Annotated in this window: 9 protein-coding genes; 4 read left to right on the top strand and 5 right to left on the bottom strand. The window is 32.1% G+C overall.

The features are described from left to right. Nucleotides 1-568 precede the first annotated feature (568 nt). From ACP6PK_RS25140 to ACP6PK_RS25155, 4 genes are all read left to right on the top strand, one after another. A complete protein-coding gene (locus tag ACP6PK_RS25140) occupies nt 569-1,252 on the top strand; it encodes a response regulator transcription factor (protein ID WP_426563664.1) in 684 nt (227 codons plus the stop codon). 10 nt (nt 1,253-1,262) lie between these two features. Beyond that, nucleotides 1,263-1,766, top strand: a complete 504-nt coding sequence (locus tag ACP6PK_RS25145; protein WP_426563666.1) for an adenylyltransferase/cytidyltransferase family protein — start codon at nt 1,263-1,265, stop codon at nt 1,764-1,766. Nucleotides 1,767-1,819: 53 nt separating this feature from the next. Continuing rightward, the gene (locus ACP6PK_RS25150) at nt 1,820-2,542 is read left to right on the top strand and encodes a GUN4 N-terminal ARM-like repeat domain-containing protein (RefSeq protein ID WP_426563668.1); all 723 of its coding nucleotides are present in this window, start codon (nt 1,820-1,822) and stop codon (nt 2,540-2,542) included. A gap of 1,094 nt (nt 2,543-3,636) precedes the next feature. Beyond that, entirely contained in the window at nt 3,637-4,092 is a 456-nt protein-coding gene (locus ACP6PK_RS25155) for a GNAT family N-acetyltransferase (RefSeq protein ID WP_426563670.1), read from the top strand. A 635-nt stretch (nt 4,093-4,727) separates the two neighbouring features. On the opposite strand, the gene ACP6PK_RS25160 is transcribed toward ACP6PK_RS25155, so the two are convergent. The 5 genes from ACP6PK_RS25160 to ACP6PK_RS25180 form a co-directional block, all read right to left on the bottom strand. Then, nucleotides 4,728-5,735: a sucrase ferredoxin gene (locus ACP6PK_RS25160; RefSeq protein ID WP_426563672.1), complete on the bottom strand. Its 1,008-nt coding sequence runs from the start codon at nt 5,733-5,735 to the stop codon at nt 4,728-4,730. A 588-nt stretch (nt 5,736-6,323) separates the two neighbouring features. Beyond that, nucleotides 6,324-7,481: a cupin domain-containing protein gene (locus ACP6PK_RS25165; RefSeq protein ID WP_426563674.1), complete on the bottom strand. Its 1,158-nt coding sequence runs from the start codon at nt 7,479-7,481 to the stop codon at nt 6,324-6,326. Between the two features lie 586 nt (nt 7,482-8,067). Beyond that, nucleotides 8,068-8,262: a hypothetical protein gene (locus ACP6PK_RS25170; RefSeq protein ID WP_094673558.1), complete on the bottom strand. Its 195-nt coding sequence runs from the start codon at nt 8,260-8,262 to the stop codon at nt 8,068-8,070. A gap of 1,416 nt (nt 8,263-9,678) precedes the next feature. Further along, nucleotides 9,679-11,022 (bottom strand): TRAP transporter large permease, encoded by a 1,344-nt coding sequence (locus ACP6PK_RS25175; RefSeq protein ID WP_426563676.1) that lies wholly within the window; start codon nt 11,020-11,022, stop codon nt 9,679-9,681. Continuing rightward, nucleotides 11,006-11,560, bottom strand: coding sequence for a TRAP transporter small permease subunit (locus ACP6PK_RS25180; RefSeq protein WP_426563678.1), 555 nt, complete (start codon nt 11,558-11,560; stop codon nt 11,006-11,008). Before ACP6PK_RS25180 ends, ACP6PK_RS25175 begins: the two co-directional genes overlap by 17 nt. Nucleotides 11,561-11,861 lie beyond the last annotated feature (301 nt).

Below are 11,861 nucleotides of genomic sequence, written 5' to 3' on the forward strand. Positions count from 1 at the left end.
TACTATTTTAAAGGTCTAATTTTTTTCTTGTTTAATTATATCATCTTGACTTTTTTATCCTAATATTTACTAATATTAAAATAAGTTAAATAACATGAAAAAATATCAAAAAAAAGCTATTTTTTTGCAAAAAATTACTGAAAATATGAATAAATGAAATAAATTAAACTAAAAAATAAATGTTAATAAAAGTTACAATTGTCATATTTAAAACTAAACATCAATGTAAATCTGAATAAATATAGGACTTACGAGCGCTAAACCCACTACCAGAAATCCTTGGTTTAAACAATAGAAATCTACAAAAAAAACTGGGTTTCTGTGTTCGGTCTACTTAAGTCCTTTCATTAATGGATAATGGATAATGGATAATTGATAATTACCTCTGGTTAAAACCTTACGGGAATTGAAGATCGGGAAATATCCTTAACACTTTTTTTACCCTATCCAAGGGGAGGCTTTAAACCAGAATTATTTAATTATTAATTATCAATAATTAAATAATTCTCAACAATATTACTAATATGATATTAATGATAACTGGTAAATTGGGAGGATTCAATTAGTAGTGAAAGAAAACTTAGAAAATTATCAAAATAAAAAAATATTAATTGTAGATGATGAAGATAGCTTGAGAATTCTCCTCAAGCGACATCTGGAATTTCAAGGATATGAAGTAACAGATGCAAATTCTGCTTTAGATGCACTATCAATACTCGAACAACAAGAGCCGGATTTAATTATTTCGGATATAATGATGCCAGAAATGGATGGTTTAGAGTTTTGTCAACGTTTACGAGCTAGTAATTTAGGTCAGTTAATACCTTTTATATTTCTGTCCAGTAAAGGAGAATTAGAAGACAGAATTATAGGCTTATCTATGGGGGCAGATGATTATATAAATAAGCCTTTTGAAATGCGGGAGTTGGTAGCAAAAATTGAGGCTCAATTAGCTCGTTCTCACAGAATTTATTTAGAAATGAAGCGACTGGCTGAAGAGTCTACCAAAAAAATAGAACCAGAAGCAGCACCGGAACCACTACCTCTAACTCCCGCAGAAGCAAGAGTATTTTGGGAAGTTGCTCAGGGGTTGACAAATAAGCAGATTAGCGATCGCTTATTTATTAGCCCTCGAACTGTACAAACTCATTTGAGTAAAATAATGAGAAAGCTAAATTTAGAAAATCGCTCTCAGTTGGTTCGTTATGCTTTTGAACATGGACATAAACCACCGACTGAACAAGAGTTGTGAATATTAAAAAATGGACTCCCAAAGACTGATTTCTGGCCTCTATAATTTGACTGAATTAGAACAGCTAATTAATTCTCAACCCACTTTTTGGCGACCTTTAGTATTTACAAATGGATGCTTCGACTTAGTTCATGCTGGACATATTCGTTATTTATGGGCAGCTAAGTCTCTGGGGCGATCGCTTGTAGTAGGATTAAATAGCGATGAGTCAGTACAAAATATTAAGCCCCAACAAGAGGGATATCCTATGCGGCCAATTGTACCGGAAGTTCAACGGGCTGAAGTTTTAGCTTCTCTGAAACCAGTTGATGGAGTGGTGATTTTTAATGAAACTACTGCTACTAATATCATAGAACGACTTAAACCTGATATTTATGTTAAGGGTGGGGATTATTCTATTGAAACATTACCTGAAGCTCCAAAAGTGAAAAGTTATGGTGGTAAAATCTCTTTAGTTCAAATAGAAATTCCGACTTCTACTACTGCAATTATTAATCGTATTTTACACCATTAATAAATAATTCTAATTCTCAATTAATTCCAAGCATTGAAATAGATAAAAATTTTATGACAGAATCAAAGATTAATTCTACAGAAAACGCTTCATTGAATATACCTGAACTTCAATCTCAATTAGAATCTGGTTCTGAAAAAAAACAGTTACAGGTAATTCCTAGTTTGGCAGAAACAGGAGAGCAAGGTTTAGAGATTCTGATGGAATTTTTGCAAAACAAAAAATCAGATTCACCTACTATACTTGAGGGAAAAATATATCAAGTTTTGCGTCAAGTAAATTCATCGAAAGTTGATGAATTTATACAGAAAAATTTTCCCCTAGGAGTTGTACCAATAAAGTCAGAATCTAATATTGATTATAGTCACTTACAAATAAAATTAGCTCATCAAGATTTTTTAGAAGCTGATAAATTAACGATGCAAAAATTGTGTGAGTTAGCAGGAGAAGCAGCAACACAAAGAAAGTGGCTTTATTTTTCAGAGGTAGATAGTATTCCGATTCCAGATATGCAAACTATTAATACTATGTGGTTAGTTTATTCGGAAGGAAAATTTGGCTATTCTGTACAGAGAGAAATGTGGTTGGGAGTAAACAAGAATTGGGATAAGTTACTACCAAAAATTGGCTGGAAAAATGGCAACACTTGGACAAGATATCCTAATGAATTTACCTGGAATTTGACTGCGCCGAAAGGTCATCTCCCTCTATCTAATTTACTGCGTGGTGTACGAATGTTTGCCTCTATATTATCTCACCCAGCTTTGTCTAAGTAAAGTCTACTGAAAAACTCTTATGTAGGGTTGACAGTAGCTAGATGGTTCTACAATTATTTAACTACATTGCTTTACTACTTTTGCTTACATCTATAATCTATTATTTTTGATAGTACAAAAATTGTTTATTGGCTTTGGTAAATCTTGAATAATTATTCCTAATATTTTTTGGGTGTTGGTAAATTAGGGTATTATTTGGTAAGCATTTCCTGACGGAATGCTGCGCAAACAGCCGTCAGCTAGCCTCCTGCGGAGGAGCTGCGCTTTTCATTTCGCGCAGCGAAACAGCTATGAGTTATTAACGTGTCCTGTTTGTCAGGAGTAATTAATCTCCAAAAAGTGAAGTATCAAGAAAAAAATCATCAGCTAATTTTCATCATTTCTGTAGGTTTGCTCGGCTATTAGCTAACCGTTGACTGCTAATGGCTGAATGCTTACATTATTTGTATTTTTTGGTAATTGCTAAACTATTGAATAACAAATATTTGAGATTGTTCAATTTTTATTTTCATACCTTGATTGAACAACAATCTTTTTTGCTTATGGGTCTTTTTAGTTATCAGTTATTAGTTGTAAAATTGTATTTATAAACCCCTAAATATAGGAAGATGATTTAAGTTGTTAGATATTACTAATTTTAGGTAACAGGGAATGGGGAACAGGTAACAGGGAAGAACAAAAAAATGTATCTATATATCATAAGATAACTGCTATATTCTATCCTTTTAAGGAATAGTCAAATTCTCACATCTAATTCCAAAAATCTAGATAAAATAGCGATCGCCTGATAAGTATTCAGCTTTTTGCGTGGAATACCAGCCTAACAACTTTTGAACATATTCAAGAAACTACTAAAGTTAACTGATAACCAATTTCATTTCCTGTAAGAAAAAACGGGTGGTGGTGCATAGTAATGGTAAAGGAAGCATCGGGAGTGTGGGGAGATGGGGAGATGGGGAGATGGGGAGAAATTAAAAAATATATCCTCACCATTACCATGCAGGACTACCAAAAAACGTAGTTCTGATCTAGGAAGCTAGCTGATAGCTGATAGCTGAATACTTACATCTCCTCTAATTAATTATGATTGAAAAATGTCAAAATTTAAGATTAGCTTAATTCAAAGCCAACAAGAAAAAGAAAAAATGTATTATCAACGTTGGTTAGTATTAAGAAAGCCAATAAATAAGGAAAGAGGAACAGAAAAAGATGAGTATGATGATGATAATTATTCTTTACATTTTATTGCTGTTTGTGAGGAACAAATTATTGGTTCAGCTAGACTGCGACAATTATCTACAGAATTAGGAAGTATTGCATATCTTGCTGTTTTACCTGAATTTCAATCTCAGGGAGTAGGTACAGCTTTAATTAAAAAAATTATTGAAATTGCCAACCAGAAACAGCTAACATCATTGAGAGTTATGTCTCGTATTAATTCTTCTAAATTTTATGAAAAAGTCGGTTTTAGAGAGACTGGTCAGCCATTTGATTTTTTAGGGATACCCCATAAATTTATGGTCTTTAAGTTACCTTATTTCCAGAATTGATAGATGCAGCTTTAATGAAAAAAATTATGCAAATTGTCAAAGAAAAATAACTAACATCTTTAATAGTCATATCTCAGATAAATTCTCGTAAATTTTCTCAAAGAATAGGTTTGTAATACACTGGTCTAGACATTAAAATATTGAGTCATATTTCACCAATTTACGTTGCTTCACTCACCTAATTTTCAAGATTTATAGGTATCTTGAATTCAAAAAAATTATTGAAATTGCTACAGAAAAATAACTAACATTTATAAATGATACTCAAATTTTCTCAAAGAATAGGTTTTATAAGCACTGGTCAGCTATTTTAATTTTGAGGGATATTCCAGCAAATTTATTCTCCTTAACTTATCCTTCTTCTAAGAATTTATAGGTACAGCTTGATAGAGGTTTTCACAACGTTAGACTACAGACAAAAGATAAGTATGTTTGAAGTTTGATAAGTTACAAACCTAATAGCTGTATTCTATATTAATGAAAAGCACTATAATTCAAAAAAACTTTGAAAGTTAGCAAGCAAAAGCAACTAAAATTTTTCAGAGTAATCTCTAGTATCAATTATTCTAAATTCGGTATTATAGAAATTGGTAACAAATTTTAATTTTGATAAAAACCAAATTAATTTATTTTCCTCAACTTACTTTTTGATGAGAATTTATAAACATTTTTTCAGGAGTTTTATCCTCAATTTTGAAGCTCAGATGGTCTACAGAATACTTAATAAATTCTGACTCTTTAGAAGCATTACAAGAACCTTTAAGCTGGATAGTTTTAGTTTCATCCTTGACTAATTTAGCTTGACAAATATATTGATAACCATCTGGTTTAAGCACACCTAATTGAGTTTTAATTAATGTTTTATCGGAATTTATATCCAAATATAAAAGGTTAATTTTATATTCAAACCATTCCCAACCTTGGCGGAAGATAAGTTCTCTTTCCAAGACTTGAATACAAGTTGGTAAAATTCCCCAACCTCGATAGACTCGGTTTAATAATTCAATATTTTCATTTCTTAGCAAAATTGCTTGAAAAGATTCTTGATTAAGTAAACCATAATATCTACCATCAGGAAAGTCAATTATAGTAGGTGCAAATCTATGACCACCAAAGTGACTTGCTTTCCAAATTCTTGTATTTTTTAAACCTAATTGTGAGATACTTTTTTTAGCTTCCGTATAAAAAGGATTGCCATATTTAGCACAACACTTATCATGGCTACCATGAGTACAAACTAATATATCTCTTGTTGGATTATTCTTAGTTTTAGTATCTAAATTATCCCCCACTAAGTATTTTTGAATAATTGGAGCTATTTTTTCAGGATGGTCTACGTCAAACTCATATTTTTTATAACCATTGATAAATGATCTTTCCTCTTTTTCATAAATTAAAATCTTTCTGTTATTTTGCCTGTAATTTTGATTTTGAGTAATTAGTAAAAATCTGAGAGACAATTTAGCTCTGTTGACTTCTGTCATCAAAATTTCTAAGTTTTTCGGAAAATAACGAGATTCAAAAGCATTATATTCCCAAGGGTAAGGACACTCTATTAATACATAGACTGCATAATTTGTACCACTCCCAATAATATCTTCGTCTGCTTCTCGGCAACCATCCGCACAAAAAAATGTATTCATGTTTAAACTCCATATTCTACAAAAACAATTTTTTTATTAACTAACTTCAATAAAATTGGCATAATGTTTGTTTATAAGTCATAGTTAGGTAGGTAATTTATGACATCTTCATCCAGTAAATATTTATCGACTGAAAAAGTTTTTAACTAGATATTCTGCCACTTCTGTAATAGATACTTCTTTACCAGAAACTAGAGTTTGATATTCATCATATTCATTTCCTTAATAAACATCAGGAGAAAAAAATCTATTCATGTTTTAACTCCAGATTCTCAAAAAATTACTCTTTCACTGACTAACTTCCATAACATAGTCCTGCAGCCAATTTATGAAATCTTTTCCAGTAAATGTTTCTTGACTAAATAAGTTTTTTACTAGAATTTATGCCACTGCTCAAATATATCATTATTGAATAGTCCGACAACCAATTTATGACATCTTTTCTAGTAAATGTTTCTCGACTAAATAAGTTTTTTACTAGAATTTATGCCACTGCTCAAATATATCATTATTTAGTGGAAACTAGAGTTTTATATTCATAATATTCATCTCCTTAATAAAAATTACTCCCAAAAAATATATTCATATTTAAACCCCTGATTGTACAAAAATAACTCTTTCATTAACTAGCTTTGATAACAGGGGCATAATATCTATTTCCCAGTCATAGTCTGGCAGCCAATTTATGACATCTTTTCCAGTAAATGTTTCTCGACTAAATAAATTTTTTACTAAATATTCTGGCACTCCTTTAATAGATACTTCTTTACCAGAAACTAAAATTTTATATCCATCCTCATTAGCCATTTGTAAAATTTTTAATCGTTGAAACTGAGAAACTTTAAACTTAGTTTCAACACCATTACAAAAAATATTAAATCCAGCTTGATATGGTAAATTATATGCCTCAACAGCTTTTCCTAAACCATCCAAATAATTATTATATTCTTCACTAAGATTATGATTATTTATATACCCTTCTAAGTCTTGAATTAAATTTTCTACACCGACATTAAATGAAGTATCATCTATTCTTAAAGGTAGACTTTTTCTCCACTCTTCTCTGCTTTGTAATTGACCAACTAACCATTCCAATAAATCGATACCTGTTCGACAATGAATACCTAAAGTAAGATGAATAGATGGTTCTTCTTTTGTCACTGCATAATGCCAATGTCCGCGAGGTATATAAAGTACATCTCCTGGATGTAAAATACAACTCAAATATGTTTCTTCTTCGGGTGGTGTAAAAGAGGATGATTTTTGGTTTGGTAATGGATATTTAAACGTGTCAGTATAGACATACCATTGTTTACTTCCTTCTACTTGCAAAATAAATACATCGTGAGTATCGTAGTGCTTAGAAAATCCTTTTTTACTAGACCAAGAACAATAAGCATTGACTTGAGTTGGGTATCCTAATTCATAGGTAAGTTTTGAAGCAAATAGAGCAACTTCTGGAATTCTTTTATGAATTTGGTCTAGAATTAAGGTTGCACCTTTCTGACACCATTGGGTGAGATTTCTATTTTCCTTTGCCTCCAGAACTTTTCCATCAAATGCAAGGCGCAGATCTGGATATTCTATTTGATGAAAGTTCAATAGATGGTTTAGTTTGTCCCACGAAAATAAGTCTGTAAAATTTTTGTGTCCTTTACTAGAGATAGCGATCGCTTTCCTAGTCCAGTTATTGGTTAAAAATTCTTCTTGGTCTAATGGTTGTATTAGATGTATTAGACATGACATAATCAAGAATTTTTTCTATTAATTTTTGATATTTATAGGACAATACAGTTAAGTTAAGGATTTTTTCTAGCATATTCATAGATGTGTAAAAGCTTATCTTTACTTTGTCTATTACATGAATTTGTTCTTAACTGAACCTTATTGATTCATATGTGGGTTTATTCAGGAATTCTTAATTTTTTTTTATTAACAGATACCTCAATTAATAGAGATACTCGGTTGCTATAAGCAAGTAATTATTTTGACTTTTTGTCTGTTGCCTTAAATAAATCTCAAAACTACTACTATTATTACTTTTATCTAATTACTTAGACTTTTATCTTCTGAGATTTGTATGTCAGTATATTGAAATACCTGAACAAAATTATTGACAAATTCGATCCTTATTGAATGATGATTTCAGCAAAATATTTGTGTAATTAATTATGTTTACCTGCTTAATAGATAAAGGGGGAAAGCTTTTACCATTATATTTTCAATTGTCACCTGTTCAGACTTACATGGTTAGTTAAGATAAGAATAATAGGTAACTCTTAACCCCTTAAATATTTTAAGAGAAACATTTAAGTGTTTAAATGTTTAATTCCTACTGATGACGGTCGCCACCATCTGAGTCAAAGTGACGATCGCCACCATCTGAGTCAAAGTTGCGGTCGCCACCATCTGAATCAAAATTTAATCCTGTTTCCCAGTTTTTGCCTACTGAATTTTGTAGAATATCTTTTACCTCTACCTGAATTTTACTAGGTTGAGCTTGCTGAACGTCAAATTCTTTTGACATACTAATATCTCCTATTTGAACTAGATTTGTCTTAAATAACTTCCTAAAACTGAAGTTAAGAATTAGTATATATTAAATTCCTTGATTTATGCAATAGTTGAGAAAAATTTTTAATTATTTGGGATAATTATAGTTTATAGGTAAAAGTTGGTCAAAATACCCAATACTAAGTTTTACCGATTTTTGCTACTAACTTTGGTCGTAATTAGGGTTTGCTTATGGAAGTCTTTTTGTTGAGGTAGGGACTAGGGAATAAGGAATAGGTAGGGACGTTTTGCTAACGCAAAGCTCCGCTTTATATGTCGCGCAGCGTTAACGTTTGCGGAGCATTCCGTCAGGAAAGTTTTGCGTTAGCTAAACGCTGTGCGACATGTTTGCGGAGCATTCCGGAACGGAAAACGCATTTTTGCCGGTGCAACGTCCGTACAGAATCAAGAGAAATTGGAGGAGAGTAATAAGGTGGCCTTTAAGAATCGCCCATTGATTTTTCTGCAGAGCGTTACTCCAAAATGGTCACTTTTTCAACTCGCTTCAACCAAAAAGCTGGTACTTTTACCCGACTAAAAATTGCTCAAACCTTTATTCATCAATACTTTGATATTTAATCAGCCAGCCCTAATTAGAAGTGAGCTGTCAAGAATGAAAAAGTTAATAAAGATAAAGCTTACTCAAATTAATACTTAAATGTATGTCAAGTATTGTTTGAAAAAATATATTTGTCAAATTTCTAGCTATTAGGCATAATAAAAATTTTTACTTTTTTATATACTATTTTTGATACTCAAGTCAAATAAAGCATATAGTCATTCTGAATAAGACTGGGATAAGTGTTTCTTTACCTAGAAAGGGTTTCAGGTAAAAAAGTGTTTCATCCTTATTTGAAATGACTTTTTTTAGAATAAAAAAGGAATGAGAAAAATATGGAACTAAGAATTAGGCACTGGTAAATTAGAGACAACCCTCATATTTAATATTTCTATATTGCTAAATCAATATTGCTAAATCAAGGTCTCCCCTAAGTAATCAAACAGTCTAATTTAGGAGTATTTTCTGAAACTGCTATTATCAAAATAATTGGGTATAAAACCCCGCCTTTGAAGGGTAAATGTTTTTGGATGGTTGCTCGAATTCCCTTTACAAAACAATTATTAGTTCGTTAATTATGCTTTTTTTATACTTAATTATAGATAATTTATTGTGCATTTAAACCACTTATCGTTTGGTAAATATTTAAACTAAAACCCTTATTAATTCTGATTTTGCGCCTTCTAAATTTTGACTTGCTAATGCGCATTAGGTGACTTAATAATACAGTTACACTTAGTAACATTTTAGATGATTGTAACGTTTGAGAAAATTGGTATTTTTTTATATAAATTTTTATGTATAACTTATCAAAAAATTTTGAGAAAGCATTTATCCACTCAATGAAGGTAGGAAATTAACAATGCCAGGAAAAAGAATAATCAGCACTAAAACCAATAACTGAAGTAAGATAAATTGAGCAGCACCTCTATATATTTGACCAGTAGTAACTTCTGAAGGTGCTACACCTCGCAAATAAAAGAGGGCAAAACCGAAGGGAGGCGTTAAAAAAGATGCTTGAAGATTAGCGCCCAATATCACACCATACCAAACCAAGTCAATACCAAGTTGTTGAGCAACAGGTACAAATAAAGGTACAACAATAAAAGCAATCTCAAAAAAGTCAATAAAAAATCCCAGGAAAAAAACTATTGCCATACTGACAACCAAAAAACCAGTCGTACCACCAGGAAGATTAGAAAGCAAATCAAACATAAAGCGATCGCCTTCCACCCCCCGAAAAACCAAACTAAAAGCAGTTGAACCCAAAAGTATAAACATCACCATAGTAGTTGTGCGGAGAGTCACGTCACATACCCTTCTTAGACCAGTCCAACTAAATTTACCTTTAACAATAGCAAGAGCGATCGCCCCCACACATCCCACAGCACCTGCTTCTGTCGGTGTAGCAATACCAAAAAATATACTACCCAAAACCAATAAAATTAAGAGTAATGGTGGAATCATTACAGTTAGCACCCTGATACCTAGATTTTTTCCACCAATTTCTCGTACCTCTGGTGGTAAAGCAGGAGCTAAATCTGGTCGTATAAAAGAAACAATCAAAACATGAAGAGCAAAAGTTCCTGCCATTATTAGACCAGGTAAAATAGAACCAATAAACAGATCCCCAACAGAAATACCCAGTTGATCTGCCAATACCACCAAAACCACACTAGGGGGAATAATCTGACCTAAAGTCCCCGATGCCACAATTACACCTGTAGCCAACTCTTTATTATACCCATACCGCAACATAATAGGTAAAGAAATTAACCCCATTGCCACTACCGTAGCAGCAACCACACCAGTAGTAGCAGCTAAAAGAGCGCCCACAATAACAACAGCTAGAGCCAAACCACCTCTAACTCGACCAAACAATATTCCCATTGTTTCCAATAGTTGTTCTGCAATGCCAGATTTTTCCAACATTGCACCCATAAAAATAAAGTAGGGTATAGCCAACAAAGTATAGTTAGCCATAATACCAAAAATTCTTTGGGGCATTGCAGTCAGAAATATAGGGTCAAAAACTCCTAAACCAATACCTATCAAACCAAAGATTATTGCTACTCCACCTAGGGAAAAAGCTACAGGATAACCAAAAGAAAGTAGTACCAATGCTCCTGCAAACATTGATGGACCTATAAATTCAGATTCAAAACTCAGACTCATGAGACTCCTGATCGGGGGCTAATTTACCTGTAAAGACAGCAAAATTTTTAATTGCTTCAGAAATTCCTTGAAGAAATAATAATACGAAGCTAACTATAATCATTGTTTTAATTGGGTAACGGGGTAATCCACCAGGGTCAGGAGAACTCTCAAGGATAGCCCAGGAATTTAAAACAGCACCCCAGGAAACTATCACTACAATAATGCTGAAGGGTATTAAAAACAATATTGTACCAATTAGGTTAGCTAGAGCTTTTCTTTTAGGACTCCACTTAGTATAAAAAATGTCTACACGAACGTGTTCATTATGTTTGAGAGAATAAGCTCCACCTAAAAGAAAAACTAGGTCAAAAATATACCACTGAATTTCTATCAAAGCATTGGAAGTTAAATTTTGACCAATGCTCCTACCTAGATAGCGTCCAATCACATTCCAAACACCAACTAGGACCATAAGTATGACTAACCCATAGGTCAGACGTCCAATTAGCTCATTCAAATTATCAATTATCCGGGACAAACGTAGGAGTATTTGCAATAGTCCCCCTCCTATAGCTTCCAAATTAAGATTATGGACATTTAGTTAAATCTAAATCAACTTTATCTCTGATTAGAATAACCCGTGTAGCGCAATTATATGCAAATCTAAATCTAAAAAAAGAAAAAAAATGGCAAAAATTGGCAGAAATTTTACCGCTGCCAATTTTTTTTGAAAAATTTTCAAGTCGTAAAAAGCTTATAAATAAAAGAATTTGAGGTTTTATATACAACTAAAAAACCCTACTTCCGGAAAAAAATTGAGAAAAGGGGTTGACACATCAAGATAGAGTTGCTAGATT

Source organism: Dapis hubbardiae BLCC-M172 (genome assembly GCF_050016015.1).
In the GTDB taxonomy this organism is placed as follows: domain Bacteria; phylum Cyanobacteriota; class Cyanobacteriia; order Cyanobacteriales; family Microcoleaceae; genus Trichodesmium.